The 25,926-nt window shown below is 50.8% G+C and carries 30 protein-coding genes and 1 tRNA gene; 13 read left to right on the plus strand and 18 right to left on the minus strand.

Annotated elements, in window-relative coordinates; genetic code table 11:
- Positions 1 to 3 precede the first annotated feature (3 nt).
- From trkA to hflX, 4 genes are all read left to right on the plus strand, one after another.
- On the plus strand, positions 4 to 1,377 hold the full coding sequence (trkA, locus tag H142_RS0102620; RefSeq protein ID WP_017930543.1) for a Trk system potassium transporter TrkA: 1,374 nt from the start codon (positions 4 to 6) through the stop codon (positions 1,375 to 1,377).
- 9 nt (positions 1,378 to 1,386) lie between these two features.
- Positions 1,387 to 2,826: a TrkH family potassium uptake protein gene (locus tag H142_RS0102625; protein ID WP_017930544.1), complete on the plus strand. Its 1,440-nt coding sequence runs from the start codon at positions 1,387 to 1,389 to the stop codon at positions 2,824 to 2,826.
- An 89-nt stretch (positions 2,827 to 2,915) separates the two neighbouring features.
- Positions 2,916 to 3,161: an RNA chaperone Hfq gene (gene hfq / locus H142_RS0102630; RefSeq protein ID WP_017930545.1), complete on the plus strand. Its 246-nt coding sequence runs from the start codon at positions 2,916 to 2,918 to the stop codon at positions 3,159 to 3,161.
- Between the two features lie 5 nt (positions 3,162 to 3,166).
- Positions 3,167 to 4,483, plus strand: coding sequence for a GTPase HflX (hflX, locus tag H142_RS0102635; protein WP_017930546.1), 1,317 nt, complete (start codon positions 3,167 to 3,169; stop codon positions 4,481 to 4,483).
- Here the strand turns inward: hflX and mazG are convergent.
- The 5 genes from mazG to ccmA are packed head-to-tail and all read right to left on the minus strand — an operon-like array spanning position 4,480 to position 7,421.
- Positions 4,480 to 5,286, minus strand: coding sequence for a nucleoside triphosphate pyrophosphohydrolase (mazG, locus tag H142_RS0102640; protein ID WP_017930547.1), 807 nt, complete (start codon positions 5,284 to 5,286; stop codon positions 4,480 to 4,482). The genes hflX and mazG overlap by 4 nt on opposite strands.
- Positions 5,283 to 5,384, minus strand: a complete 102-nt coding sequence (ccmD, locus tag H142_RS16625) for a heme exporter protein CcmD (protein WP_017930548.1) — start codon at positions 5,382 to 5,384, stop codon at positions 5,283 to 5,285. The genes mazG and ccmD overlap by 4 nt, the downstream gene beginning before the upstream one ends.
- Positions 5,381 to 6,133 (minus strand): heme ABC transporter permease CcmC, encoded by a 753-nt coding sequence (gene ccmC, locus H142_RS0102650; protein ID WP_017930549.1) that lies wholly within the window; start codon positions 6,131 to 6,133, stop codon positions 5,381 to 5,383. Before ccmC ends, ccmD begins: the two co-directional genes overlap by 4 nt.
- Complete coding sequence (locus tag H142_RS0102655) at positions 6,130 to 6,786, minus strand: heme exporter protein CcmB (protein ID WP_017930550.1); 657 nt, start codon at positions 6,784 to 6,786, stop codon at positions 6,130 to 6,132. Before H142_RS0102655 ends, ccmC begins: the two co-directional genes overlap by 4 nt.
- Positions 6,783 to 7,421 carry a heme ABC exporter ATP-binding protein CcmA gene (gene ccmA / locus H142_RS0102660; protein ID WP_017930551.1) on the minus strand — a complete coding sequence of 213 codons (639 nt, stop codon included), beginning with the start codon at positions 7,419 to 7,421 and terminating at the stop codon, positions 6,783 to 6,785. The genes H142_RS0102655 and ccmA overlap by 4 nt, the downstream gene beginning before the upstream one ends.
- A gap of 60 nt (positions 7,422 to 7,481) precedes the next feature.
- Here ccmA and H142_RS14065 point away from each other — a divergent pair, with 60 nt between their 5' ends.
- Positions 7,482 to 7,913 carry a cytochrome c maturation protein CcmE gene (locus H142_RS14065; protein WP_033314911.1) on the plus strand — a complete coding sequence of 144 codons (432 nt, stop codon included), beginning with the start codon at positions 7,482 to 7,484 and terminating at the stop codon, positions 7,911 to 7,913.
- Positions 7,914 to 8,055: 142 nt separating this feature from the next.
- On the opposite strand, the gene H142_RS0102670 is transcribed toward H142_RS14065, so the two are convergent.
- Positions 8,056 to 8,502, minus strand: a complete 447-nt coding sequence (locus tag H142_RS0102670; RefSeq protein WP_017930553.1) for a MarR family winged helix-turn-helix transcriptional regulator — start codon at positions 8,500 to 8,502, stop codon at positions 8,056 to 8,058.
- A gap of 101 nt (positions 8,503 to 8,603) precedes the next feature.
- On the opposite strand from H142_RS0102670, the gene crtY reads away from it, so the two are divergent.
- From crtY to H142_RS0102690, 4 genes are read left to right on the plus strand one after another with little or no spacing between them, the layout of a single operon-like run.
- Complete coding sequence (crtY, locus tag H142_RS14070) at positions 8,604 to 9,830, plus strand: lycopene beta-cyclase CrtY (RefSeq protein ID WP_017930554.1); 1,227 nt, start codon at positions 8,604 to 8,606, stop codon at positions 9,828 to 9,830.
- A complete protein-coding gene (locus tag H142_RS0102680) occupies positions 9,827 to 11,368 on the plus strand; it encodes a phytoene desaturase (protein ID WP_017930555.1) in 1,542 nt (513 codons plus the stop codon). The genes crtY and H142_RS0102680 overlap by 4 nt, the downstream gene beginning before the upstream one ends.
- 2 nt (positions 11,369 to 11,370) lie before the next feature.
- Positions 11,371 to 11,880 carry a DUF1993 domain-containing protein gene (locus H142_RS0102685; RefSeq protein ID WP_033314789.1) on the plus strand — a complete coding sequence of 170 codons (510 nt, stop codon included), beginning with the start codon at positions 11,371 to 11,373 and terminating at the stop codon, positions 11,878 to 11,880.
- Positions 11,881 to 11,887: 7 nt separating this feature from the next.
- On the plus strand, positions 11,888 to 12,814 hold the full coding sequence (locus H142_RS0102690) for a phytoene/squalene synthase family protein (RefSeq protein WP_017930557.1): 927 nt from the start codon (positions 11,888 to 11,890) through the stop codon (positions 12,812 to 12,814).
- Here the strand turns inward: H142_RS0102690 and H142_RS0102695 are convergent.
- The 6 genes from H142_RS0102695 to H142_RS14080 are packed head-to-tail and all read right to left on the minus strand — an operon-like array spanning position 12,783 to position 17,349.
- Positions 12,783 to 13,103: a hypothetical protein gene (locus tag H142_RS0102695; protein WP_017930558.1), complete on the minus strand. Its 321-nt coding sequence runs from the start codon at positions 13,101 to 13,103 to the stop codon at positions 12,783 to 12,785. The genes H142_RS0102690 and H142_RS0102695 overlap by 32 nt on opposite strands.
- Positions 13,100 to 13,564 (minus strand): sterol desaturase family protein, encoded by a 465-nt coding sequence (locus H142_RS0102700; RefSeq protein WP_017930559.1) that lies wholly within the window; start codon positions 13,562 to 13,564, stop codon positions 13,100 to 13,102. The genes H142_RS0102695 and H142_RS0102700 overlap by 4 nt, the downstream gene beginning before the upstream one ends.
- On the minus strand, positions 13,561 to 14,301 hold the full coding sequence (locus H142_RS0102705; protein WP_233341549.1) for a fatty acid desaturase: 741 nt from the start codon (positions 14,299 to 14,301) through the stop codon (positions 13,561 to 13,563). The genes H142_RS0102700 and H142_RS0102705 overlap by 4 nt, the downstream gene beginning before the upstream one ends.
- A gap of 2 nt (positions 14,302 to 14,303) precedes the next feature.
- Positions 14,304 to 15,515, minus strand: coding sequence for an ABC transporter permease (locus tag H142_RS0102710; protein WP_017930561.1), 1,212 nt, complete (start codon positions 15,513 to 15,515; stop codon positions 14,304 to 14,306).
- Entirely contained in the window at positions 15,512 to 16,444 is a 933-nt protein-coding gene (locus H142_RS14075) for an ABC transporter ATP-binding protein (protein WP_017930562.1), read from the minus strand. The genes H142_RS0102710 and H142_RS14075 overlap by 4 nt, the downstream gene beginning before the upstream one ends.
- The gene (locus H142_RS14080) at positions 16,444 to 17,349 is read right to left on the minus strand and encodes a polyprenyl synthetase family protein (protein WP_017930563.1); all 906 of its coding nucleotides are present in this window, start codon (positions 17,347 to 17,349) and stop codon (positions 16,444 to 16,446) included. The genes H142_RS14075 and H142_RS14080 overlap by 1 nt, the downstream gene beginning before the upstream one ends.
- Positions 17,350 to 17,604: 255 nt before the next feature.
- On the opposite strand from H142_RS14080, the gene dps reads away from it, so the two are divergent.
- Positions 17,605 to 18,081 (plus strand): DNA starvation/stationary phase protection protein Dps, encoded by a 477-nt coding sequence (gene dps / locus H142_RS0102725; RefSeq protein WP_017930564.1) that lies wholly within the window; start codon positions 17,605 to 17,607, stop codon positions 18,079 to 18,081.
- Positions 18,082 to 18,321: 240 nt separating this feature from the next.
- Here the strand turns inward: dps and H142_RS0102730 are convergent, their stop codons facing one another.
- From H142_RS0102730 to H142_RS16050, 6 genes are all read right to left on the minus strand, one after another.
- Positions 18,322 to 19,164, minus strand: coding sequence for an MBL fold metallo-hydrolase (locus H142_RS0102730; RefSeq protein ID WP_033314790.1), 843 nt, complete (start codon positions 19,162 to 19,164; stop codon positions 18,322 to 18,324).
- Entirely contained in the window at positions 19,157 to 19,954 is a 798-nt protein-coding gene (locus H142_RS0102735) for a TatD family hydrolase (protein WP_017930566.1), read from the minus strand. The genes H142_RS0102730 and H142_RS0102735 overlap by 8 nt, the downstream gene beginning before the upstream one ends.
- Complete coding sequence (locus H142_RS0102740) at positions 19,954 to 21,021, minus strand: DNA polymerase III subunit delta' (RefSeq protein ID WP_017930567.1); 1,068 nt, start codon at positions 21,019 to 21,021, stop codon at positions 19,954 to 19,956. The genes H142_RS0102735 and H142_RS0102740 overlap by 1 nt, the downstream gene beginning before the upstream one ends.
- An 8-nt stretch (positions 21,022 to 21,029) precedes the next feature.
- Entirely contained in the window at positions 21,030 to 21,668 is a 639-nt protein-coding gene (tmk, locus tag H142_RS0102745) for a dTMP kinase (RefSeq protein ID WP_017930568.1), read from the minus strand.
- Positions 21,669 to 22,826, minus strand: coding sequence for a D-alanyl-D-alanine carboxypeptidase family protein (locus H142_RS0102750; RefSeq protein WP_017930569.1), 1,158 nt, complete (start codon positions 22,824 to 22,826; stop codon positions 21,669 to 21,671).
- Positions 22,827 to 22,920: 94 nt separating this feature from the next.
- The gene (locus tag H142_RS16050) at positions 22,921 to 24,234 is read right to left on the minus strand and encodes a septal ring lytic transglycosylase RlpA family protein (protein WP_156811860.1); all 1,314 of its coding nucleotides are present in this window, start codon (positions 24,232 to 24,234) and stop codon (positions 22,921 to 22,923) included.
- Positions 24,235 to 24,530: 296 nt separating this feature from the next.
- On the opposite strand from H142_RS16050, the gene H142_RS0102760 reads away from it, so the two are divergent.
- The 3 genes from H142_RS0102760 (at position 24,531) to hisG (ending at position 25,925) form a co-directional block, all read left to right on the plus strand.
- Positions 24,531 to 24,618: transfer RNA gene (locus H142_RS0102760), tRNA-Ser, on the plus strand.
- A 90-nt stretch (positions 24,619 to 24,708) separates the two neighbouring features.
- The gene (locus H142_RS0102765; RefSeq protein ID WP_017930571.1) at positions 24,709 to 25,044 is read left to right on the plus strand and encodes a YerC/YecD family TrpR-related protein; all 336 of its coding nucleotides are present in this window, start codon (positions 24,709 to 24,711) and stop codon (positions 25,042 to 25,044) included.
- The gene (gene hisG, locus H142_RS0102770) at positions 25,041 to 25,925 is read left to right on the plus strand and encodes an ATP phosphoribosyltransferase (protein ID WP_017930572.1); all 885 of its coding nucleotides are present in this window, start codon (positions 25,041 to 25,043) and stop codon (positions 25,923 to 25,925) included. Before H142_RS0102765 ends, hisG begins: the two co-directional genes overlap by 4 nt.
- Position 25,926 lies beyond the last annotated feature (1 nt).

The following is a 25,926-nucleotide window of genomic DNA, read 5'->3' on the forward strand; positions in this document are numbered from 1 at the left end:
AATATGGATGTCATCATTTGCGGAGCAGGCCGCGTGGGTTACGGGATCGCGCAAAAGCTTGCTTCTGAAAGTAATTCAGTCACGGTTGTCGATCTTTCTCAGGATTTGATCCGTCAGATCACGATCGAATTAGATGTACGCGGGGTGGTGGGTCATGGCTCACATCCGGATATCCTTAAACGCGCCGGCGTTGAAAATGCTGATATGATTATTGCGGTGACGTATTCTGACGAGGTAAATATGGTTGCCTGTCAGGTCGCACATTCTATATTCGACGTGCCGGTCAAAGTCGCTCGCGTTCGGGCTCAGAGCTACCTGATGAGCGAGTATAACGACCTCTATAGCCGCGAAAATCTGCCTATTGATGTTATTATATCGCCCGAAGTGGAAGTCGGAGAGTCGATATTACGTCGACTTGCGACGCCCGGCGCGCTCAATGTTGTTCCATTCGGTGATGGTCTCATCAACCTTGTCACTCTGCGCATTGAGGAAAATACACCCATCATTAATACGCCCATACGCCAAATTCCGGATTTGTTTTCAGGATTGCATGCCTGCGTCGTGGGCATATCTCGTGATGGTCAGGTTTTTGCGCCGCAACCTGATGACCCGCTTGTTCCGGGCGACGAAGCTTATGTTGTGACAAAGGCCGAGCATACGGCGCGCCTTCTTGATATTGTTGGCGGAGAAGGGCGGCAGGCCCGTCACATCGTTATTATCGGGGCGGGGAATGTGGGGGCCTATGTCGCCGCGAGACTGGAAAAAACGCCCGGCATTCGGGTGCGGGTTATCGAGCTTGATAAAACCGTTGCTGAAAATGCGGCTGACACTTTAAAGCGCACAGTAATTCTTAATGGCGACGCGATGGATGCCAGCGTTCAGGAAGAGGCGGGCGTGATGGACGCTGAGTGCGTCTTGTCTGTCACTAATGACGACAAAACGAATATCTTGGCAGGCGTCCTGGCTAAAAAGCTCGGCGCGAAACAGGCCTATAGCCTGATCAACGACCTGTCTTTGCAAAGCATGAAACAGACTTTGGGAATTGATATGGTTATAGACCCGCGGGGCAGTACGGTGAGCTCAATTCTGCGACACGTCCGACGCGGCCGTATTGTCGATCTTTTTTCTGTTGAAGAGGGATTGGCCGAGGTCATGGAAGGCGAGGTTTTGGAAACATCGCCTCTGTCCGGGAAAGCGCTTAATGCCGTCGATATTCCGGAAGGAATCGCCATTGGCGCAATTTTACGGCAAGGTCAGGTTTTCGAGCCATCTCCTGAACTTGTCCTGAAAATCGGAGACCGTATCGTCCTATTAGCAGAGAAAGACAGCCTGTCCGAAGTCGAGCGTCTTTTCCGAGTGTCCATGAGCGCATTTTAAAGCATTATTATGGCTATTACTCGCCTCATATTCTGGCTCGGAAACAGCTTTATTCTATGTGCCTTTATTTTGGCTATTGCCGTTTTTGGCGCGGTTGTCATGGCCGAATTTCCTATTGCAGTAATTTTTGCAGGCTCGGCTTTCTTCTCTGCGCTTATCGGCGGAATTTTACGTTTGATTACGCAAGATACAGGTTCGCATGAGACGCAGGTTGATGCGCTGGTGTTTTTACTTTTATTCTGGGTTTCGACGCCGTTACTCCTCTCGATCCCGTTCTGGTTATCAGGGGCAACAGGGTCCGGTGTACAAGCCTATTTTGAAGCTGTATCGGCCTTTACAACAACTGGCGCGACGACACTAACGCCTGAAGACTTGCCGCGAAGCCTAATAATCTATCAATGTTTAGTACAGTTTATCGGCGGCGTTATTACTGCAACATTTGCCGTGGCGATCCTGGCGGCTATAAATTTGGGCGGCACAGGCGTTCATATCTCCAAGTTATTTACGCTGCAGCGCGGTGATATTTTCAGCCGCCTGTTCAAAGTTGGGAGAACTGTTGGTGCTGTCTATCTCTCTATAAGCGCAATTTGCTTTCTTCTTATGGCAATGGGCGGAACATCGATATTCAACGCATTTTGTCTCTCGCTCACATCGATATCAACAGGTGGAATAACACCACAATCCGGGCCGCTCTCATCTTATGTTGGGCGGTTTGCCACAGGCGTAATGGCGATAACCTGTATACTTGGCGCAGCCAATATTGGGGTGCTGTCTGACATTCTAAAACGCACCTCCCCGAATAACCGCTCAATACGCCATTTTTTTTCTAATATAGAACATCGCGGATTGATTGCGATTATGATTCTACTGATTGCGTTTGGGCTTATGTTTTCCGGTCTGGGTGAAGCATTCAATATAATTGTTGAATCAGCTTTTATGGTTAGCTCTGCCGGTTTCGACTATGAGGTCATTGGCATTGATATGCTACCGCCCGCATTTTTGATCATGATTGCGCTGATTGGCGGCTCGGCCTTGTCCACGGCAGGCGGACTTAAAATTATTCGACTAATTTTACTTTTCTCCCACGCGGCGACTGATCTTGACCGAATGAGCCATCCGTCACGCGTGAAATTAGTTCAATTTAAAGGCCAGAAACTACCCGACTCGCTATTTCTTTCAATTTGGATGTATTTCTTTGGCTATACGCTTGTTTTTGTGGGGGGTATCGTTGCGCTGGCTGCAGCGGGTATAACATTTGAATATGCTGTCGCACTTAGTGCTGCAGGTCTATCCAATATCGGCCCGCTTCTGAGCGCGACTTTTCCAGAATTAAGTTACTCCAATTTAAACGGGTTACAGCTTTCGGCTATGTCCGTCTTAATGCTGATCGGTCGGGTTGAAGTATTAGCCGCATTAGCGGCTTTTTCGCCCTCGTTATGGCGTAAGTGAGTTTTTTATCTCATGCGCTAGCTTTGGTCTTGAAACCTACACATACGCGCCATAAGACTTTGCGTTAGAAGGTAGCTGGGATAAACATAATGGATAAACGACAAAATCTTCAGGACACATTTCTTAATTCTGTCCGCAAATCCAAAACATCGCTGACGATTTACCTGACCAATGGCGTGAAGCTTCAGGGTGTTGTGACATGGTTTGATAATTTTTGCGTGCTTTTACGCCGTGATGGTCAAGTTCAATTGGTCTATAAACATGCGATTTCCACAATTATGCCCAATGGCCCTGTGTCACTAATGAGTGAAGAAGAGAGTGACGAGCTTGAATAAACACCATGATTGATCTCGAATCGCGCGTACTGCGCGCTTATGTTGTTCAACCCGTTTTGTCGTCGGACCGGGCTTATGACTCTGACTATAAACTCGAAGAGGCCAGGCGTCTGGCCGAAGCGCTGGAAGTTGAGGTGGCAGGCGCAGATCTTGTCGCATTACGTGAAATTCGTGCTGGCGAGTATTTTACATCAGGCAAACTGGACGAGATTAAAGCCTATATAAACTCCCATGATATAGACATCTTGATCGTTAATACCAGTATCGCGCCGATACAACAGCGTAATCTCGAACGTAAATTGAATGTAAAAGTCGTTGACCGCTCGGGTATGATTTTGGAAATTTTTGGCCTGCGCGCTGCGACCAAAGAAGGTAAACTTCAGGTCGAACTCGCGCGGCAGGCTTATGAGCGCTCTCGCCTCGTGCGTACCTGGACCCATTTAGAACGTCAGCGCGGCGGTCAGGGCTTTTTGGCGGGGCCGGGCGAAACGCAGATCGAAAGTGACCGGCGTATGCTGGACAAGAGAATATCCAAGCTGAGATCACAGATTGACGATGTGCGCCGCACCCGTGAATTACAGCGCAAGCAGCGCCAGCGGGCACCTGAGCGGGTCGTGGCTTTGGTGGGTTATACGAACGCTGGCAAGTCGACAATCTTCAATCGCGTAACGGACGGCGACGTTCTCGCCAAAGATATGCTCTTCGCCACATTGGATACAACGCACCGCCTTTTGGATTTACCGAGCGGAAGCAAAGCCATTCTCTCTGACACGGTTGGATTTATTTCCGACCTTCCAACCGATCTTATTACTGCGTTTCGTGCAACGTTGGAAGAAGTGCAAGAAGCTGATCTTATCTTACATATCCGTGATATTACCGACCCGCTGGCTGATGACCGCCGTGATGTGGTTATGGATATTCTGCGCTCGCTCAATGCCGGGCCTGAACACGGGCAGCCCATTCTTGAAGTTCTCAATAAAATTGACTTGCTTGACGATGACGAGAGCGAGTCAGAAGTTAATGCCGCGCGCCGTCTTTTGGACGGGGATGATCATACCGGCGCGATTGGTATTTCAGCACTAAACGGACAGGGCGTGGATCGGCTGCTGATGCGGATTGAGGAAATGCTCGGCGCCAGTGACGAAATCATTCATTCGATCATTCCACCCGCGCAATTTGCTGCCCGGGCGTGGCTTCATGAACATGGCGAGATAATATCCGAACAGATGCGTGATAATGGCGTTATGGATATTAAAGTGCGGTTGCGGTCTTCTGATGCCGGTATCTATCGCAGCAAACACAGTGATTTAATCGCGGGTTAAAGCTTTTCGATGCGCTTGGCATCCTGCCAGAGTGTTTCCATGTCATCCAGTGTCATCTCGGACAATGTTTCGCCGGCGTGCGTTTCGACATGCGTAAATCGCCGTGTGAATTTTTTATTCGCCGCGCGCAATGCGTCTTCAGCGTCCACGCCCAAATGACGCGCCATATTTACAGCGGCAAACAGGAAGTCGCCGACTTCTTCGGCGATGTGAGCTGGATTAGAGTTTGATTTCGCTTCGGCAATCTCGTCGGCTTCTTCTTTGAGTTTGTCGATAACAGGCGCAATATCCGGCCAGTCAAAGCCCACTCGTGCAGCCCGTTTTTGTAGCTTTTGCGCCCGCAGCAGGGCTGGCAGTCCCAGCGCAACGCCATCAAGAGCACTCACGGAATCACCGGCCTGCGCGCGCTCGCTCGCTTTTTGCTCTTCCCACGCTAGGGTTTGCGCGTCAGCATCTGCTACGCTTATATTCCCAAATACATGCGGATGACGCCGCACCATTTTCTCGACGAGGCCATTGGCGACATCGTCGAGGTCAAAATATCCGTCTTCCTGCGCCATTTGCGCATAAAACAAAACTTGAAGAAGAAGATCGCCCAACTCGTCTTTGAGCTCAGCCATATCTTCATTCTCTATCGCTTGAACAACTTCATATGCCTCTTCGATAGTGTAACGGCCAATGGATTTGTAATCCTGCGCAACATCCCATGGACAGCCGCTTTCTTTATTTCGTAGCTGCGCCATTAATGTGCGCGCGCGTATAAGCGCGGTAGAACCCAGCTCGGTAACGTCGAAATCACTCATTTACGACGTCCGTACAGCCACAAACCAACAAGCACGAGCGCGGTCAGGCCATAAGCTGTCCACACCACAAAGTCATATTTACCAAAATCGGGTATCATGGCTCCATCCGTGTCAGGGTCGCAGTCGCTGGCGCGTTGATTTTAGCTGCGCTGTCTTTGCGCTTAATTGCAATATCGCGCAGCACGGCGCGTAAGACGACCCAAGCAAAAAAGAAACTCACGCCGAAAAACATCAGCATAAGCGGGAGAAGCATTGATAGTGGAAAGTTGGAACTCTCCGTCGTTAAAATACTGGCTTTTTGGTGCATGACGTCATCCCACCAATCGACGCTAAATTTGATGATGGGCAGGTTAATTGCCCCGACCATAGCGAGTATCCCGGCAATGCGTGCAGCGAGTTTTTTGTTATCCATCGACGACCAAATCGCGATATATCCCAGATAGATAAATAAAAGAACTAATGTCGATGTATTGCGGCCATCCCATACCCACCATGTCATCCAGCTTTGCGACCCCCATAAGCTCCCTGTGATCAGCGCAAGCGCGGTAAAGACGGTGCCTGGCAGGGCGCAATTATAGGCGACACGATCCGCCAAAGGATGGCGCCAGATAAAACTTATAAAGCTCATCACGGCAATAGCACTATAGCCCGCCATTGCGACCCACGCGCTGGGCACATGAACATACATAATACGTACGCCTTGACCAAAGCCCTGCGCTTCGGGCGAGGCGTAGAGACCAAAATAAAATCCGGTCACAATCAGCACAAGCGCTAACCAGCCGCAAATGGGCACAGCTGTGCCGGCGAAGCGTTCAAAACGTTTGGGGTTAGAGAGCCAGTTTATCATCCATCTTCCATTGTGGCTTGCAATATCGCCGCAACTGCCGGAATGGCCGCCGCGACAGAAATAAGGCTGACCCCCATTAACGCCAGTCCGTCAGCATTGAAACCGTAACGTTCATAGGCCTGTGAAAAACTTAAACCAAACATCAGCGTTGGAACGAGAAAGGGCAGACTGATCAGAATAATGACCATGCCGCCCTGAGACAGTCTCAGTGTTGCGGCGCCGGCTAGCAGAGCATAAGCAAGAATTGCAGGACTGCCTAGCACCAAGCTTAACGTCAGACCAAGCGCGGCCTGCGCTGACTGCCCGAACGCAATGGCAACCGGAAACGCCGCGATTAAAAGAGGTACAATGATCGTCAGAGCCATAGCCAGCGCTTTGCTGAGCGCAAAGCCCGCAAAGCTTCGCCCTGAAAGACGTAACTGTTCTAGATAGCCGTCGGGTAGGCTGGCCTGCCATGATCCTCCGGTGGCAAGTAGTACCGACAGAATGAGCGCAATCCAGAGCAGGGCGGGCGCAATGGGCGCCATAACCGCGCGTGATCCGCCCAGCGCAATGGCGCAAATCGATGCAAAAAGTGCGAAGAAAACAAGCGCAAAGACCCAGCTTCCCGCAAGGCGGCGAGTCAGCAGAAGTTCACGGGACAACAGGCTCATCTGGCTGCACTCAAATTCAAAATAGATGCGCCCGCGCTGATGCGACTTGGGACGTGGTGAGTCGCAATCATGGCGGCGCCGCCAGAATTAATATGATTCGTTACCGCCGCCATTAATGCCTCTCTGGCTTCTGCGTCCAGAGCGCTAAGCGGTTCGTCTAATAGCCATATGGGTTTGTCTGAGCCGATCTGGCGGGCAATGGCGGCGCGGCGGCGCTGTCCTGCTGATAAGGTCTTTATGGGTCGATCACGCAGTTGCTGCAGTTGAAATGCGGCGGGCAGGGCGTCCCACATATCATCGCTTTGCATCCAGACCTGCATTTCTTCCGCCGAAGTAAGCGCCGGGTGCAAGCCGTCTTCGTGTGACAACAAAGAGACAAGCTGCGATGCTGGCACGTCCTCACTATCTTGATTGAACCCCACAGACCCGGTTTCAGGCCGCAATATGCCGGCGGCCAATCGAAGAACGGAGCTTTTGCCGACACCGTTTTCACCTGTAACCCATATGAAATCGCCCGGCTTAAGCGTCATAGACAAGCCAGACAGAATTATCCGTCCCCCGCGCGCAATCGCGCAATTGTCGAGTGTCAGCTTATAGGTCAGATTGCATCCTTTCTTCTGTCTCTTAAACTGCATGGCAAAATTGCCAAGGCGGTAATTTGTACTTACATGTTTTTGAAATCAAAAGAGGTAAACATGGCTCCGCCAAAGCGTAACAGACGTCTCGTTGTATTTTTTGGATGCGCCGTGCTGGCGATTGCCGGCGTCATCCTTCTAATCACCGCTTTGCGCAGCAATACGCAGTTCTTCCACAGCCCCAGCGCCGTTACCCGCGCAGACTTTATCCCTAAATCAGAGATTTTTAGAATCGGCGGCATGGTTGTTCCTGGAACATTAAAGAGCGAAAGCGGAACGCATCATAGTTTTAGCGTCGCAGATTTTGAGGCAGAGCCGGACGACAAACCGCTATCGGTACAGTATTCAGGCGTGCTGCCTGATCTGTTTGGTGAAGGCGAGGGGGTTGTGGTTTCAGGCTCTTTAGATGGGCGTGGCGCCTTTGTCGCTGATAAGGTTCTAGCCAAACATGACAATGAATATGTACCGAAACTTCCTCAGAACGGAACTTAGCGCAATGAGCGGAAATAAAATATGAAGCGGCCATAAACCGTTGTGAGGCAAATTCAGAGCCCGTCTTGTCAGTTGTCTGACATTGAGGGCGCATAGACACTTGGATACAGTTTAGACATCACCCACATTTAATCCGGCGTGTTTAACGCTCTAAGTTTAGGGCCGCTTCGCCCAATTTCGTCAGTATCGCATCCAAGGCGCTATGCTCTGTTTCAGACAAACGATCCAGTAATTTCGTCTCATAAGCCCGAGCCAGCGGCATGACTTCCGCGTATATTTCACGGCCGCGCTGGGTCAGAACAATATTGTGCAGCCGTTTATCATAATCTGAAGGAATGCGGAGTACGAACCCTTTATCGACCAAGCCTTTAACCGCCCGGGAGACCGACATTTTATCCATGAGTGTAATCTGGCAAATCTCCGACGACGAGCGCGGCTCGTCCTGCGCCGCGACCACCATGACGCGCCATTCATTCAGCCTAAGACCGAAGCGCTGCCCGTATTCACGTGCAATCAATCCGCTTACCCGCCGTGACAAAATGGATAACTGGTAGGGCAGAAAGGATTTTAAATCGAAATTTGATGACATGCACGCTCTCCTGACGTGATTACAAACTATTAAACCGCGCCAAACTGTCCAGCGTAAATGGCAGTGCTGGACAGTGGCGGCGGGACTGCTATCACCACGTCATGAATACGCAGTCGGATATGATTATTGTTGGCGCCGGGCTTTCGGGTCTTTTGACGGCGTGGCGGTGCTTTGATGCTAATCCCGAGATAGAAATTTTAGTCATTGAGGCCAGCGGCCGTATCGCCGGCGACCATACATGGTCATTCAACCTAACCGATATTCCTGAACATCTGAATGACTGGATTTCGCCATTTATAGCTTACCAATGGAGTTGCTATGATGTGAAATTTCCCAAACGGGAGCGCACATTAGAAATACCATACTGCACGGGGAACAGCGATACGCTCCGCGCCTGTGTTCAGCCTCATATTAATAGCGGGCGATTGAAAGTTCTGCTCAATACAAAAGTTACTAAAATCGACTCAACATCTGTGATGACAGAAACAGGCCGGCGCTATGGTGCAAAATGCGTATTAGATGCGCGCGGCTTTAAGCCCAATGACAATGTTTTTCTTGGCTATCAGAAATTCGTCGGCCACGTCATCAAGACGGTAGAGCCACATGGTATTGAGCGCCCCATTATCATGGACGCCACAGTTAAGCAGTTCGGCGGATACCGTTTTGTCTATTGCCTGCCGTTTACCGATACCGAAATGCTGGTTGAGGATACATATTACACAGACGGGCCGGAGCTGCGACGCCAAGAGATTGATGCGCGGATCAAAGACTATATCCGCGATAATCTGGGTATGTATGACTATGAAGTTATTCAACGCGAGAAGGGGGTCTTGCCCATAACTCTTGCAGTGGATGAAAACGCTTTTGACAATGATAGGGATTGGTCAAAAAGAGAAATAGGAATACGCGGTGGATTTTACCACGCGATTTCCGGGTACAGTCTTCCAGATGCACTAATAATTGCTGATATTATTTCAGAAGAAATTTCAGAAGGTTTCGAAGATTATCCAGAAAACCCATTCAAAAATATTGATACAATATTTCCAGCTGTTCAAATAGGGCATTTTGAAAATGAACGCTTTCTTCGTCTCCTCAATCGAATGTTGTTTCGCGCGGCAAAGCCTGAGGGTCGATACAAAATTCTGCAAAGATTCTATGGCCTTAGTGATGGTCTTATAAAGCGTTTTTATGCCAATGAACTTAAAAGGCGCGACAAAGTGCGAATTCTCATCGGAAAGCCGCCTGTGCCCGTATCTAAAGCGCTGTATAATTTCAGCGAGAAAGCCTTTATCAAGCGCGAGCGCGCAGCACGGACACAAAATCAATGAACGCTATGACTAAAATTACACCAAAGTCTAAATCAGAGATAAAGCCAACAGCGGTAGTCGTCGGCGCAGGGTTTGGCGGGATTGCGCTTGCAATACGGTTGCAAGTCATGGGGTTCCAGACGACATTACTGGATAACCGCGACAAACCTGGTGGCCGCGCTTATGTTTATGAAATTGACGGCTATAAATTTGACGGCGGGCCAACCGTCATCACTGATCCGGATTGCTTAAAAGAGCTGTTTCAACTGGCCGGTAAGTCCATGTACGATTACGTCACCTTGCTGCCCGTCGATCCGTTTTACCGCCTGCAATGGGAAGATGGTGACGTTCTGGATTACGCCGCCAGTCAAGAGGAATTAGAGGCGCAGATAGCAGATAAAAACCCTGATGATGTAGTGGGTTACCGCCGTTTCCTAGACTATTCCAAGGAGCTTTACCGCGAGGGATATGAAAAGCTGGGCACGACCGCATTCCTGCATATTAGCCAGATGCTCGCTGCCGCTCCACAGCTTGTGCGACTTCGCGCCGATCGCAGCGTCTATACTCAGGTCAGCAAATTCGTAAAAAACGAGAAGATCCGGCAACTTCTATCTTTTCAATCGCTACTCGTAGGCGGCAATCCTTTTGCAACGAGCGCTATTTACGCCCTGATTCACGCACTCGAACGCAAGGGCGGCGTTTGGTTCGCTAAGGGTGGCACAGGCGCTTTGGTTGAAGGGCTTGTCAGTTTATTCAAAGACATAGGCGGACAAGTGCAGCTGAATTCTGAAGTCACAGATATCCATACGGCTGGCGACCGTGTTACGGGCGTAACCATTGAAGGCGGCCAGACATTGCCGGCAGATTTAGTCGCGTCTAACGCTGATGTCGTACATACATATTCCAAACTTTTGCGCGGCCACAAACGTGGGCAGAGCTATGGTAAATCGCTCGCGAAAAAGCGCCACTCTATGTCACTTTTCGTCATTTATTTTGGTCTCAACACCACTCATCCGGATATGAAACATCATATCATTTTGTTCGGACAGCGTTATAAAGAGCTGATTGCCGAGATATTTGGCAAGGGCGGAGAACTGCCGGATGATTTCTCGCTGTATCTCCATGCGCCCTGCGTCACCGATCCCGATATGGCGCCCGAAGGAAAGTCTGCCTATTACGTTCTCGCGCCGGTCCCGCATTTAGGTCACGTTGATATTGATTGGGACGAAGTCGGCCCGGTATATACGCAAAAAATTCTAGATTATCTTGAAGAGCACGCCATACCGAACCTCAATCGTGATGTTGACGTACTGCATACGCTGACGCCATTTGGATTTCGTGACATTATGAATGCCCATCACGGTAGCGCGTTTTCTGTCGAGCCTATACTCACACAATCGGCTTGGTTCAGGCCTCATAACCGTGATGACGTGATTGGCAATATGTATATTACCGGCGCAGGGACTCATCCCGGCGCGGGCGTTCCGGGCGTTGTCGGCGCGGCGAAAGCCACAGCCGGCGTCATTGCCGATGATTTCAGAGCCCAATTGAAAGGTTAGTTATGTCTACTTTATCTATGTCCAATGCCGTCGGCGCGCTGCCACGTCTCCTTGATAATCTTGAGCACATTTTGCGCATAGGTGAGGCCAATGCAAAAGAGCGCGGTATTGATCCATCCATATTTCTAAACGCCCGCCTTGCCCCCGATATGCATCACCTGATCAAACAGGTTCAGATCGCAAGCTCGCTGACTAAAATGGCGCCGTACCGCATAACGGGCATGGAGCCGCCCGCCTATGAAGAAACTGAGACTACATTTAATGATCTCTATGTTTTAATTGCCAAAGCCAAAGCCGACTGCATGGCGGTGCCGGCTTCTGATCTTGACGGCAAAGAAGGCCGCAAGTTCGTTCTTAAAATGGGCCCGCGGGATATGGACTTTACCGGCATTAGTTATTTGTCGGGCTTCACACTCCCAAACATCCATTTCCACATCACGACAGCCTATAATATTTTGCGGCATAATGGCGTGCCTCTGGGTAAAGCCGATTATTTCGGTGGAATGACGTAAATACGGCATGGACGCTGTCACTGCACATGGTCATTCTGCGATAAAGCAAGGCAGCAAAAGTTTTGCGCTCGCCAGTCGGGCTTTGCCGCCCGCGTTGCGCGATGATGCATCCATGCTTTATGCGTGGTGCCGCTATTGCGACGATGTGATTGACGGCCAGATTATGGGCCATGAGCAAATCGCGGATTACAAACTAGGGCAGGGCGAGCGTTTGGAGCGTCTGCGTGCCGAAACGGCGGCCGCGTTAAACGGCGAGCCAACAGACAATCCGATATATGCAGGACTAGCGCGCGTTTTTAAAACGCATGACATTAACCATAAACATGCTTTTGAGCTTCTCAAAGGGTTTGAGATGGACGCGCAAGACCGGGTATATAAAACGGTCAATGATATTTTGGATTATAGCTACCATGTCGCCGGCGTAGTCGGCGTGATGATGGCCAATATTATGGGCGTGCGAGATGACGCCACGCTTGACCGCGCCAGTGATCTGGGACTGGCCTTCCAACTTACTAATATCGCCCGCGACTTAGTTGATGATGCCCGTGCAGACCGTGTTTTTATCCCGCAGGATCTGCTAAACGCCGCAGGCGCACCGCTTACGGCTCATGAGCTGGCGAAGCCTGAGAACTGGCCTGCCGCGCATAAGGCAGCGATGGCGCAGCTTGATATTGCCGAAGCCTATTATGACAGCGCAAAAGCAGGGGTTAAAGAACTGCCGTTTCGCTGTGCCTGGGCGATCAGCGCTGCGCTATCCGTGTATCGCGAGATCGGACAAAGACTGCGCGAAGGCGGGCCTCAGGCTTGGGAGGGCCGTGTTAGCGCCAGCAAACCGCGAAAAATTACATTGGCCCTCGGTGCCGTTGGCCCTGCTTTAACGCGAAAAAAAGCAATAGAGACATCTAGGGAAATGTTTTATCAACGTCCGCTTTAGCTTCATTTCTAATGTAGAAAATACGCTTCACGACATGAATGATTAAAATAATCAGCCCGAGCACAATAACGGCATATAGAGCGTTCATAACCGACACATACAGCGCCTGACTTGTCGCGAGTTCCGTCGGAACGTCGCTGGCGATCATGGCATTGCGTATTTTACCGAAATTTGAACCGACGTGAATAATAAAAAAGAGTTGCAGAGCTGTGATCGTCGCCATGATCGGTCGAGCGCTCCACAGCACGACAATCGATAAGGTGAGCACAAAAGCCAGCGGGATAATCATGCCGCTTTTTTGGCTTTCAGTTGCGCTTTCAGCACGTCCGGTTTTTCAGCCCAAAGAAAGCCAAAACTGACCGCGCCGTGTTTAGTGGTGACGTGATGATGCATGCGGTGGGCGAGTATGAGACGGTAAAGATAGCCGCGTTTGACGGTGATCCGAAAGGGCCAGCGTTGATGGACTAATCCATCATGGACGAAGCCATAAAGAATACCATAAATCGTAAAGCCAAGAGCGATATACCAGAGTGGCATCCAGTACAGGCTGCCTAATACAAATAGCGCTGCCGCAATCACGCTGAACCACACAGCGTAGAGGTCATTGGTCTCAAAATAGCCTTCCGTATGTTTATGGTGGCTTTCATGCCAGCCCCAGCCCGGGCCGTGCATATAAAATTTGTGAAACAGCAGTGCGAAGACTTCCATCCCGATAACGCTTACCACGACAATGACGATATTTCCGATCATTTCGTATGCGCCTTTCGTGTCTCCGCGCGGCGGCGTGGTAGTCGCCACCACGGCTCATAGGGATAAAGATGATGTTCATGGTGATACCCGAAGTGAAAACACGACAGCAGCGATCCAAGCCAGTTATAATCATTTGAGCGCGCATTATGGTGGTCGGCAAATGCCTCGCCATGACGGTGCGGTAGATAGGTACCAAAATAGAAAAGCTGCAGCGCGGAAAGAAGCGCGGGCAGGGCCCAAAACAGCAATATATTTGAATAGGCCGCGCCAAATACAAGCATATATATCAATGCCATAGCTGTAATAATCGCCATTTGCGCCCAGCCAAAATAGGTCAGGAACCAGCGTAGGAACCACGGCGCAAAATTATGCGGGTTATCGGCGTTAAAATCGGGATCATCCGCTGTGCCCGGATTATCATGATGAGCATGATGGGCGCGGCGCATTTTCGGCCAGTGGAATCCCGCATAAACCAGCAAAATCGCCTGTCCAACACCGTGGTTGGCTTTGGGGTGATGGGGGAAAAGCGAGCCATGCATGGAATCATGGGCAACGATAAACATTCCGGCATAAAGCCAAACCTGTAGCGCAATTGCGCTAATGTTAAACAATGGATGAGCCGCGCGCCAGTCAAATCCGAAAATCAAAAATATATGAAGTGCAAGCCATCCTCCACACACCAAACCCGCCAGCACAAGGCCGGGCCAGTAAGTCGGTATATGAGTTGTATGAGACAATTCTAAAACCTCATCAGGCGGTGGGACAGTACGCTGGCGCTTATCAGCGCAATGACCGTTATGGCGCAAAGTATAGCAAGAGCAGGCGCAACCGCCAATATGTTAGAACCGCGCGCGAGCGAGGCGTAATAGGCCTCTATCGCCCATGCATTTGGGGTAAAATTCCCTAGAGTTTGAAGCCATGTCGGCATCATGAACCGAGGTATCATAGATCCGCCTATGGCCGAGAATAATAGCACAAGAAATGTCGCTAAGGTATTCATTTGTATCGTATTCTTTGCTATCGTGCTCACCAGTAGAGCGAGTGCGGCGCAGGCGCCTGAGACGATTAGGCTGATGATCGCCAGCAGCAAGACGGCGTCAAACACAGGTACGCCAAAACCAATTGCCGCGACAATAAGAATAACCCAGGCCTGTACAAATCCTTGGGCAGTGAGATAGAAAAACTTACCGGTCATCATCGCCATAGCCCCGCTCGGACCAAGTAAAAGGCGATCCGTAATGCCGCTACCGCGCTCTTCCAGCGATATTGCAGCGCCGTGCATGGCCGAAAACAGCAGGAACATAGCTATAGTTGCTCCGGCGTAATAAGCGATAGACGGGTCGTCTATAATGCCTGTCTCGCCGGACGCTCTGGCGCTATGTGTCGTTATTAGGCCGAGCGGCCCGTCAGTTACATTCAGCGCGCCACCTTCGGCTTGAATAAGCACGATATTGACGCGGGTCTGTTGTTTGTCAGTCAACGGCCCTGTCGCGCGACCGGAAAACATTAGGCTTTCCCGTATTAGAAGGTCAGGCCGCGTCTCGGATAGAAAGGCGCGCAGTTGGCCGCGCAATACATCACCGGCGATCTTACGGCTCGGCTCAGTTACAATTATAATCGGGGCGCTTTGCGTATCGGCTATATCGCCGCGCAGGATAATACCCGCATCGTAACGCCCCATGCGCACATCATCGAAGACCGTGTCTGGATCCGCGGCCCATTGCGTCTGAAACGGCGCGTCACGGGCAATCTGGGCGGCCAGATTTTGCGTCGCCATAGAGGGACTGTCCACCGCCATAATAATGCGTAAATCCAGATCGCCGCCGGCGGCATTGTCAAAAATGGTCGCAAATATTGCAAAGATAAATCCGGGCAATAAAAACGCCATAGCCATAGCGCCTTTGTCGCGCCAGAGACGCAGAAACAAAGTATAAAAAACGGCACGGATCATGCGGCGGCCTTTGGGTCTGGACGACATAATTTATACATTAGGCTGCCTAATCCCGGTTCGCGTACGGCAATCTCCCGAACTTGGACGCCTGCCGCTTTGATCTGCGCGCTAATCGCTGGCAGCTCATCATCGGGTATCATTTTTCTAAGCTGACGCGGATGATCCGTGGTTTCAAATCCAAGCGCCGTTAGCGCCGTGACAGCGCCTATGTCGGGGATAGCTTGAAGTGTGATGACACATTCTTTTTGGGATCCGAAAGTCTGTGACAGCAACGCTGACGGTGCGCCATAGCCGCATAAGTTTCCGTCGTTAAGTAGCAGGATTTTATCGCAATAATGCTCTGCGGCTTCTAGCTCGTGCGTGATGAGTAGTATTGTCATGCCCGATGCGGCAAGATCTTTGGCCGTTTTGTGAATGGCGTCGCGGGCAGGGCTATCAACGCCTGCTGTCGGCTCGTCGAGGATTAAAAGCTTTGGCTCATGCAAGATTGCGGCGGCAAAATTTATGCGGCGTTTCATGCCGCCGGAAAGCTCCGCTGCTTTGGTCTCGGCGCGGTTGGCCATGCCCACCCGTATTAAGGCCTCGCCAACACGCTTTGCAATCAGTTTGCGGGGCAGGCCGCAATATCCGGCAAAAACGCGCAGGTTTTCGGCGGCTGTCAAATGAGGATAGAGACCAATAGATTGCGGCACAAATCCAATAAATTTTCGGCTATCGACACCGCGTCGAATTTGCGTTCCGGCCACGCTAACATGACCCGAACTAGGCGAGATCAGTCCGCAAATTGTTTTAATTAAAGTGGTTTTTCCTGAGCCATTTGGCCCGATTAATCCGATAAGCCCGCCTTGCTCAGCAGAAAAAGTCAGATTGTGTAAAACTGCGGTTTGCCCGTAATGAACGGTGACGCCGTCAATATCGAGCGCGGTCATCAGCCCGTATCCGGCATTTTGAATTGCGCGGCGATCGTAGCGCGGATGAGCGAATTTTGCGCAACGCCCAAAGCGGTTAGGGCTTCATCCGCTGATCGCAAATATCCGCGCAGACGCGTCTTGGCACCCACATGACCATCAAGCGCCAAAAGCGTGGCTTTGCCAATATCGCGATCAATGGTTTTTCCCGCTTGGACCTCGGTCATAAGTTGATCTTTGAGGTCATCGAGGAGCTGAAACGCCAAACCGATTTGCGATGAAAACTCCTGACAGTGATTGGTTTGGTCCTCATCCAAGTCGCAAATGTTCGCGGCAGCTAATATGCTGTAGTCAAATAAAGCGCCGGTTTTCAGGGCGTTGACTTGCTCAACATGAGCTGCATCAGCCGCCGTATTAATGTTTTCCAGATCTGCAACCTGTCCTGCAATCAGGCCATGTGACCCGACCGCGCGCGATAAAAGCTCTGTCAACTTTACCCGTGATTGCGCGCTAATCTGGTCAGTCCGCGCAATCACGCCATAGGCTCGGTTAAGAAGAGCAACCGCAGCCAGAATAGCTGTACTCTCGTCAAATTGTAAATGCGTCGTTGCAATGCCACGTCTGAGGTCGGCGTCATCCATACAGGGAAGATCATCCAGAATGAGCGAGGCCGTATGAACCATTTCCGCAGCGCAGCCTGCGTCCATTGCGGCATCTATATCACCGTCAAACTCAGCCGTGAGCAAGATGCAGAGCAGGGGTCGAAAGCGTTTCCCGGGCGCAAGCAGGCTGTGCGCGATGGCCGCATTTAGGCGCGGGGCAAAATCGGACCCAATCGACAGATCCGTAAGACGCGTGTTCACGCGCGCCCGTATATCGGTAATCATATATTCGGGCTGAGCCGTTTGGTTTGCTGTGGCAGTCATACTGCGACCCTAAAAGACTTGGCGTTTCGAGCAAGTGGGCAATGTGTCTAAATGTCGAATTTATCTTCGACGGGATGGAGCCCACTTGCGCCGTAAGCTTACATTTGCGGGTAGAAGCTTAATTTTGCGACAGCGCTCAGACTTTAAAGGTTTTTATACCTGCGACGATATTACTGGTTAGGAGACGGAACATTGGGCCATAACCTTCGTTAAATACAGTATACCCACTAAAATAGAGTTTTGAGAGGACATCCCATGCCACAACATTACGTCAATAATATGGATAAAAATACGCGCACAAAGTCACTCGATATTCTGATGCCGACACTCAGCTGCGCTATCGACCTTCAGGTCGCTATTAAGCAAGCGCATTGGACAATAAAAGGTCCAAGTTTTATCGGCCTTCATGAATTACTCGATCAAGTCGCAGCGCGCGCATATGAGCATTCTGACCTGATCGCAGAACGCATCGTGATTTTGGGCGGGCAACCCCGGGGAACTCTGCAAACAGTTACTAAAGATACGAAGCTGGACGCTTATCCGGTCGAGGCTACAGATCAAAAAGTGCACGTTGAAGAGCTGACCAAACGTATCATGGTCTTCGGCGCGATGTGTCGTAAGGCGATTTCCGAAGCAGGGGATAATGGCGACGAGGACACAGCTGACTTATTTACTGGCATTAGCCGCAATCTCGATAAAGATGCATGGTTCATTGGCGCTCATAACGATTAGAATCCAAACCTATTGTAAAACAGGAGCGCGCTGTGAAGCGCGCTTTTTTTTTGCCATAAATTTCATGCGGGTGGAGGGCAGCATGTTATTTAGGATACTAAACTTGTAGTTTGGGATTTAAAGGCACATTAATACAAAAGTTGCATAATCATTATTATGAGAAATAAAAACTAATATTAGGCTAACTTATAGATACAACATACTGAACAATAGCGTCTTTACCAATTTAAGAGTGTTGGTTCAACCTGAGTCTAAACTCGATATAATCTGTTGCCCGTCATAAGCCGGCTCGTGCAGTCCCGGTAATTCATCAGCCAGAACGCTATAATCCATGTCGATATGGAGGTTTGTCAGGATGGCATGTTTGACCTCTAGACGCGCGATCCAGCTTAGAGCTTTATCGGAATGGGCATGTGTAGGATGTTTATGGTAGCGCAGCGCATCAACTATGAAGTGCGGCACGCCATGCAAGATGTCATAAGCCGTGTCCGACAGCTCATGCGCGTCCGGCGCGTAGCCGAATGGGCCAATACGGAAGCCGACCGCATTGGCATCGCCATGACTAACGTCGAAAACTGTTAAGTCCAGAGGACCGCCCGGGCCTGTAATTATGGTTATATCTCCGTTACTTAGATAGGGTTTTTTATCTAAAATTGGCGGATGGTTACGCCCTTTTGGGATCTGAAAAATATACTCAAATTTATCAAAAAGCTCACGCCCTGTCGGTGCATTCATATAGACCGGGATAAGGCGTCGCATGCTGTAAGCAATGGCGCGCAAATCATCAATGCCGTGTGTCTGATCTGCATGTTCATGTGTATAGAAAATTGCGTCAATATGGCGAATGTCAGTTCGCAAAATCTGCTCGCGCAAATCAGGCGATGTATCAATTAGGATGATAGTACGCTGATCTTCAGGCGGCGGCGTATTGCCCCCTTCCCAGCGCTCGATGAGCAGCGAACAGCGAGTCCGTCGGTTTTTAGGCTCTTCAGTATCGCATACGCCCCAATCGCCATTGATGCGGGGCACGCCGCCTGAACTGCCGCAGCCGAGTATAGTCGCGCGGTACATCGCCCTACTCATGAGAGGCCTTAGCTGGACGTTGGGCTTTTGAAAACAGTCTGAAAAAGGCATCCGTCGTGCGCGCCTGCGTCTCAGCCAGGCTCCAGCCTTTAATTTCGGCTAATTTCTTTCCGGTCTCGACCACCATATGCGGCTCGCAGCGGCGGCCGCGATATGGCATGGGGGCCAAATAGGGACAGTCCGTTTCAATCAATATACGGTCTTCGGGCAGCCCCGGAACCAGAGCGCGAATGTCTTTGGCCGAGTTAAAGGTCAATATGCCCGATAGCGAAATATAACCGCCAAGCGCCGCGCTGCGGCGGGCAAGCTCTGCCCCGCCTGTATAACAATGCAGCAAATGCGGAAAAACACCCTTGTCGTGTTCCTCCTCTAAAATTTGCGCCATTTGCGCGTCTGCATTCCGGCTGTGTATAATTAAGGGCAATTGGCTCTCGCGTGAAGCCGAAATATGGGCTCTGAAATTGGCGTATTGCACGTCCTCATCACTGTAATTGTAGTGAAAATCCAGCCCCGTTTCGCCAATGCCAATGACTTCGGGATGATGGATATGAGCAAGCAAATCGGCGGCCATAATATCGGGATTGTCTTTGGCTTCGTGCGGATGAGTGCCGACGCTGCAATATATATCTTTATGGCTTTGCGCCACAGCAAGAACCTGATCAAACTCAGATAGCTTACAGCAAATCGTCAACATTGTGCGCACATCCGCGTGACGCGCCTTCGCGATTACTTCCGGCAGATCTTCGGCGAATTTCTCGCCATGAAGATTGACATGACTATCAACCCACATCAGGCAGCCTCCCCGCGCAAAGCCGAAAAGACCGTCAACATTGTCACATTTTTATCCATATTCACGCTGTCTTCTGCCCTGCGAAGCTCTGTCAAACGGTCCCGCAGATCCAGCCAGAACTCTGTTGGTCTCGGAAGCTGCATCGGGCCAAAAGCACTGTTCCACTCCCCCGTTGCGGAATAGCGGGACTGCTCACCAATAATATCTACCAAACTGTCCCAGAATAAATCACGATCTGTCGCAGCGCCGTGCGCAGCCAATGCCCCCGCAATGCGGTGATCTTGAGCGCTGCTGCGAAGAAACTGCGGCGATAAAATATCGGCGAGCGGCCGCAGGACTTTGGCTTCGCTCTGCGCGAGAGCAAAGGCCTTACCCGGCGCGCCGCGTGATAAGGCGGCGGCAATATCAGCCGTTTTCTCGGTCACGTCACGCTTTAGCAACCAGTTTTTGATCTCGGGCTTCGGAACGGCGCGCAAACTCAGATTCATGCATCTTGATCGAATGGTCGGTAAAAGCCGCCCCGGCTCGCTGGATAATAATATCAAAAGCGCGTTTGAAGGCGGCTCTTCGAGCGTCTTGAGAAGGGCATTTGCCGCGCTAATATTCAAATCATCGGCACTGTCGATCAGGCAAACTCTCCATCCGCCTTCAGAAGGCTTATGAGCAAAAAAATCCGACAAACGACGTAGTTCTGATACCACAATTTCGCTGCGAAGTTTTTTCAGTTTAAAATCATAGGGTGGACGCAGGAGCAGGAAATCGCCATGTCCCAGTGACGCCACACGGCTGGCTGTCGGGTCATCTGCGGGAACGTCAAGACGGCCTACATGTGATTCAGTTCCGCCTAACACCTTGCGGACAATCCGGTACGCTAATGTGGCTTTGCCGACGCCTTTGGGGCCTGTAATCAACAAAGCGTGGTGCATATGCCCCGAGGCAATCTGCGCTGCAACACGCTGCTCAGCGGCCCCATGCCCTAACAAGTCATAGACATGTCGCGGATGAGCACATCCACTGGCGCGATCGGCCTCCGGATATTCAGTTTCTGTGTTCGCCGCGCGCGCCAATATCCGCTCTAAATCTTCAGGCCGTCAAATTTATCTGACATACCTGATTTAATTTGCGCAAAAATCTCATCACGCGAGCTGGCGGCATCCAGTTTTACAAATCTGTCCGGGTCTGATTGTGCAATCGACAAAAATGCGTCGCGGATTGTTTTGTGGAAATCCAGCGCTTCTTTATCGAAACGGCTGAGCTGCTCGCCCCGCGTTTCGACTCGCTTTAGGGCCAGCACCGGGTCTATATCGAACAGGAATGTCACATCAGGACCAAAATCGCCCATAACGGCTTGGTGCACGCTCATGATGCGCTCGATATCAACACCGCGTGCATAGCCTTGATAAGCCAGTGTGCTATCGGCAAAACGGTCGCTAACCACCCAGACGCCCCGCTCCAATGCGGGCTCAATTAATTTTTCAACATGGTCAACTCGAGCCGCATACATCAGCAACAGCTCGGTCATGCCTGACCAGCGATCGTCTATGCCCGTCAAAACCAGCTCCCGGATTGCTTCTGCACCGAATGTACCGCCCGGCTCTCGCGTCAGCAGCGTTTCAATACCTTGAGCTTCAAGCGCAGCGCATAAACGTTTGGCCTGAGTAGTTTTTCCCGCGCCTTCTCCGCCCTCAAACGTAATAAATTTTCCCCGGCTCATTTATGATCCTCCAAACAAGCGGCCAAATCCTGACCATATTCGCCCGGTTAAGCCCTTGCGCTCAACGGCATTTGCGGCGACCAAATCAAATGTTTTATCCGCTTGGCCCGGTACTGTAACCGTAAGAGTTCCGATTTTCTGTCCCTGCGCAATCGGTGCTGCGACAGGGCCGTCATAATTAACCCGTACCTTCATCTCGCTGCGCAGCGACTTATGCATGCCAATATTTGCAGGATCTTTAACGGTTAGCGCGACTGTATCTGACTTACCCATGAACACATTTGCGCGCGCAGCCTCATCGCCGGGAGCGAATAATTTATAAGCTTTGAACTCGGTGAAACCGGCGCGCATCAGGCGTTCGGATTCAACTCTGCGCGAACTGACTGTCGGCAATCCATTCACAACAATAATGATCCGTGTGTCGCCCTGCTTGGCAGACCCGACGAGACCTTTGCCGGACTCTTCAGTTGCACCGGTTTTCAGACCGTCCGCGCCGTCAAAACGCCCTAGAAGAGGATTGCGGTTCCTCTGTGTATGGTTGTTCCACGTAAATTCCCGTTCGGCATATAGCGGGTAGAATTCCGGGTATTCATTAATCATGTAGCGGGCCAGTTGAGCTAAATCGTAAGCACTCATAACATGTTCGGGATGCGGCCATCCGGTTGAATTGCGAAATTGCGCGGTTTTTAAACCGAGGGCTTGCGCGCGCTCAGTCATCATGCGCGCAAATGCGTCTTCTGATCCGGCAATCCCTTGCGCCAGAACAATGCAGGCGTCATTGCCGCTTTGAATAATTACGCCGCGAAGGAGGTTCTCGACGCTGACAATAGTGTTTGGCTCAAGAAACATGGTCGAGCTACCCGACGAGATACCACCGCGGCGCCAGGCATCGGCGCTGACAGTAAACTCTGTATCCAGAGAGAGCGAACCGTCGCGAATACGGTCAAAGACCAGCGACGCTGTCATAATCTTGGTCATGGACGCCGGAGCCATGGGCTTACGGGCATCTTTTTCGTATAAAACGATGCCCGTCTCGCCGTCCATAATCAGGGCATGGGGGGCAGATGTTTCAAATCCGGATGATTGGGCATTAGCTAAACCCGACCCTAGGGCTCCAGCAATAAGTACAAAAAAGATACGGTATAAAAAAGTGGACATAAGAACCTGTAGCCAAGAATCACAAAACGCGGTCGAATGACCGCGTTTATGACTACCCGTAGCGGAGGCTATGGGTAAAGGCTTGGTATCAAATTTAATACATCTCAATGATGCGGGCATCCGTATAACCCAGAGTGGCAACACCGTTTTGCGCGGCGTCTGCATCAGCTTGTGAAGCAAATGGACCAACAAGGACGCGGTAAAGCGGCCGACCATTACGTTCAATTTCGGAGACTGAGAATGTTCCGATAGCGCTCAAGCTGTGGCGAATCGACTCTGCACGGTCCATTGATGAGAAAGCTGCGGCCTGAATGTACCGTGCGGATGCCGGCATTTCAGAAGAGGTTGTAGCTTCGCCGCGGTGAACAGCGGGAATGAACCGTGCGCCGTGATCTGTGTCAGCGCTAGCCATATGGATAGGTCCGGTAATCGTCAGAGTCATGACGCCGCCTTCAGGAGCCGTAAAGTCTTGCGCCGGACGGTTTTCATCTTTGGTCTCTGCGGGACGAAGCGGCGCAATATCAGAACTCATCGGGGCGCTCGGGGCAGAAAAGTCAAAAGCTTCGGGAACTTTGGACTGAACATTTTCGCCACTAACATTCTGCGGAGTCGGCATTGCCATAGGTGTATGGGGAATGACGGAAAGCGGTTTGTATGTTGGGACACCCAGATTTGCGGTCATTGGGGCCTTAGGCTGAACTTTAGGCATTGGCGCAGGCGTCGCGATTACCGGCTTAGAGTTATCACGCTGGACATACTGACTGGCCATTGGATCGGCTGGCCCGGCATATTGAACGCGAACTTTAGCCAGTCCGGTAATCCCTAATACCTTAGCCGCGCCCATTGAAAGATCTATTTCACGCCCTTCGACAAATGGACCGCGGTCATTCAGGCGCACAGTTATAGTTTTGCCATTTTCGAGATTGGTCACATGAACAAGGGAATTGAGCGGCAAGGTTTTATGAGCCGCGGTCAAACCGTTCATGTCAAAGGTTTCGCCATTAGCTGTTAATTTGCCGTAATAGCTGGGACCGTACCATGAGGCAGTGCCCGTTTCGTCGTAATTCGGGTTGTGCTTAGGCGTATAGCTTTTCCCGGCAATGCGGTAAGGACGGCCAACTTTTTGATGCATGTAAAGATCTTTGTCGACTTTGCGGGCATGGAACTTATCTTGTGGAAAAACAGGTGATTTAAAATCTTCGGGGCGAACAACCGGACGCGGCGTTATCGCTCTGGGTGAGACGTAATTATGCTGGCTTATATAAGGGCGGTTTTGAGCAACTGTGCGGGGCGCGGCACTATAAGTCGATACGCTGGCCCCGGCATTGGCACCCATATAACGGATTGGTGCAGCTTTATTATTATCAGCGGCTGCGTATCCTGTTAAGTTTACAGTTAAGCTTGCCAAAACCAAGTACCCTATGCCTCTAATATTAGTCGCATTCATCTCATTCACCTTTTTATTTTGTCGCCCGTATTTTTACGGGTCAACGGAAATATCTATAAACAAACATTTTTAATACCACGTTAGATAACACCCTTAATATCTAATTATCGTGCATAGTGACTGCTTTGTTAACGACTCTTGCAGCTTCAATTAAGTCCTTGAAACTGCAATTATGCCTATGCCAGTGGAGAAAATACATATGAGTGTATCTTCGGGCTTGCAGGGCGCGCCGCTTGTTGTTAACTCGCGCGCTTAGCGGAAGGGTGGCAGAGTGGTCGAATGCACCGGTCTTGAAAACCGGCGATGCGCAAGTATCCGTGGGTTCGAATCCCACCCCTTCCGCCATTTATGTAATTTCTGTTTTATCTGAATATTTTGCTTGCCTTTCCCATAAGACTTACTGTACCAGCATGCTAACACAGTAAGGCGGCCATAATGACCGATGTCAAATCTATAAATGAAACGCGCCAGACAGACGAGGCTATGCGCCTTACGTTTCTGGCGGAGGCGCTGGTCACAATAGAGCAGCCGACAGAAATGCGGCGTTTTTTGGTGGATTTGTGCACGCCGGCAGAGTTGCGCGCGCTGTCAGAGCGCTGGCATGTCGCTAAAATACTTCATCGGGGCGAGCTGTCCTACCGGGATATAAATGCCCGCACAGGCGTATCAACCACAACAATCGGGCGAGTTGCCCGTTTCCTCAAAGAAGAGCCCCATAAGGGCTATCGCGTCGTATTAGACCGTCTGGACGCACAGAAAGACACATTATGACAGAACGTTTACGCATTGCCGTACAGAAAAAAGGCCGGCTCGCCGATGATAGCTTTGCCCTACTTAAAAAATGCGGCCTGCGCTTTTCTGTGCGCGGCGGCGGTCTTCTGACCCGGGTCAAGAACCTGCCTATTGATCTCTTACTTGTACGCGATGATGATATCCCGGCTTTTGTTTCCACAGGGGCCAGTGATCTGGGCATAGCGGGCGAAAACATTTTGGTCGAAGAACAACTGACCACAGAGGGCGGTCTGGACGCGGACGTCGACCGCCGCCTTGGCTTTTCACGCTGCAGCCTATGCCTCGCCTCAGAGACAGACGGCGCGATTAGGCGCCCGTCTGATCTGGCGGGCACAAAAATCGCGACCACCTATCCCGGCGTTTTACGAAAATTCTTAAAGGATCAGAACATCAACGCTAAGATTGTCGAAATGAAAGGCGCAGTGGAGCTTGCGCCCAGCATACATATCGCAGAATCGATTTGTGATCTGGTGTCGTCCGGCGCGACTTTGGAAGCCAATGGCCTTTCGGCGTTTGAGACCATCTTGAATAGCGAAGCCGTACTGATAAAGTCTGCGCGCAAATTATCTCCGGCCAAACAGGATATATATGATAAGCTCGTGCGACGCATAGATGGCGTGACGGCGTCATCAGATAGTAAGTATATTATGCTCAATGCTCCAAAATCGGCGCTCGCCGATATAACAGCCATTCTCCCGGGCGCGGATGCGCCGACAGTTATACCGCTCGCGGGACAGGATGATATGGTAGCCGTTCAGGCTGTGTGCACAGAGAACGTATTCTGGGAAACGCTTGAACAGCTTAAAGCCAAAGGCGCGCGCTCAATCCTTGTGCTCCCCATAGAGAAGATGATGGCCTGAT

The sequence above is a fragment of the Robiginitomaculum antarcticum DSM 21748 genome, from assembly GCF_000365025.1.
GTDB lineage: Bacteria > Pseudomonadota > Alphaproteobacteria > Caulobacterales > Maricaulaceae > Robiginitomaculum > Robiginitomaculum antarcticum.

Coding starts and splice junctions, on each gene's coding strand:
- trkA (WP_017930543.1), top strand. CDS start 4: ATGGATGTCATCATTTGCGGAGCAGGCCGCGTGGGTTACGGGATCGCG.
- H142_RS0102625 (WP_017930544.1), top strand. CDS start 1,387: ATGGCTATTACTCGCCTCATATTCTGGCTCGGAAACAGCTTTATTCTA.
- hfq (WP_017930545.1), top strand. CDS start 2,916: ATGGATAAACGACAAAATCTTCAGGACACATTTCTTAATTCTGTCCGC.
- hflX (WP_017930546.1), top strand. CDS start 3,167: ATGATTGATCTCGAATCGCGCGTACTGCGCGCTTATGTTGTTCAACCC.
- mazG (WP_017930547.1), bottom strand. CDS start 5,286: ATGAGTGATTTCGACGTTACCGAGCTGGGTTCTACCGCGCTTATACGC.
- ccmD (WP_017930548.1), bottom strand. CDS start 5,384: ATGATACCCGATTTTGGTAAATATGACTTTGTGGTGTGGACAGCTTAT.
- ccmC (WP_017930549.1), bottom strand. CDS start 6,133: ATGATAAACTGGCTCTCTAACCCCAAACGTTTTGAACGCTTCGCCGGC.
- H142_RS0102655 (WP_017930550.1), bottom strand. CDS start 6,786: ATGAGCCTGTTGTCCCGTGAACTTCTGCTGACTCGCCGCCTTGCGGGA.
- ccmA (WP_017930551.1), bottom strand. CDS start 7,421: ATGCAGTTTAAGAGACAGAAGAAAGGATGCAATCTGACCTATAAGCTG.
- H142_RS14065 (WP_033314911.1), top strand. CDS start 7,482: ATGGCTCCGCCAAAGCGTAACAGACGTCTCGTTGTATTTTTTGGATGC.
- H142_RS0102670 (WP_017930553.1), bottom strand. CDS start 8,502: ATGTCATCAAATTTCGATTTAAAATCCTTTCTGCCCTACCAGTTATCC.
- crtY (WP_017930554.1), top strand. CDS start 8,604: ATGAATACGCAGTCGGATATGATTATTGTTGGCGCCGGGCTTTCGGGT.
- H142_RS0102680 (WP_017930555.1), top strand. CDS start 9,827: ATGAACGCTATGACTAAAATTACACCAAAGTCTAAATCAGAGATAAAG.
- H142_RS0102685 (WP_033314789.1), top strand. CDS start 11,371: ATGTCTACTTTATCTATGTCCAATGCCGTCGGCGCGCTGCCACGTCTC.
- H142_RS0102690 (WP_017930557.1), top strand. CDS start 11,888: ATGGACGCTGTCACTGCACATGGTCATTCTGCGATAAAGCAAGGCAGC.
- H142_RS0102695 (WP_017930558.1), bottom strand. CDS start 13,103: ATGATTATCCCGCTGGCTTTTGTGCTCACCTTATCGATTGTCGTGCTG.
- H142_RS0102700 (WP_017930559.1), bottom strand. CDS start 13,564: ATGATCGGAAATATCGTCATTGTCGTGGTAAGCGTTATCGGGATGGAA.
- H142_RS0102710 (WP_017930561.1), bottom strand. CDS start 15,515: ATGATCCGTGCCGTTTTTTATACTTTGTTTCTGCGTCTCTGGCGCGAC.
- H142_RS14075 (WP_017930562.1), bottom strand. CDS start 16,444: ATGACCGCGCTCGATATTGACGGCGTCACCGTTCATTACGGGCAAACC.
- H142_RS14080 (WP_017930563.1), bottom strand. CDS start 17,349: ATGACTGCCACAGCAAACCAAACGGCTCAGCCCGAATATATGATTACC.
- dps (WP_017930564.1), top strand. CDS start 17,605: ATGCCACAACATTACGTCAATAATATGGATAAAAATACGCGCACAAAG.
- H142_RS0102730 (WP_033314790.1), bottom strand. CDS start 19,164: ATGAGTAGGGCGATGTACCGCGCGACTATACTCGGCTGCGGCAGTTCA.
- H142_RS0102735 (WP_017930566.1), bottom strand. CDS start 19,954: ATGTGGGTTGATAGTCATGTCAATCTTCATGGCGAGAAATTCGCCGAA.
- tmk (WP_017930568.1), bottom strand. CDS start 21,668: ATGAGCCGGGGAAAATTTATTACGTTTGAGGGCGGAGAAGGCGCGGGA.
- H142_RS0102750 (WP_017930569.1), bottom strand. CDS start 22,826: ATGTCCACTTTTTTATACCGTATCTTTTTTGTACTTATTGCTGGAGCC.
- H142_RS0102765 (WP_017930571.1), top strand. CDS start 24,709: ATGACCGATGTCAAATCTATAAATGAAACGCGCCAGACAGACGAGGCT.
- hisG (WP_017930572.1), top strand. CDS start 25,041: ATGACAGAACGTTTACGCATTGCCGTACAGAAAAAAGGCCGGCTCGCC.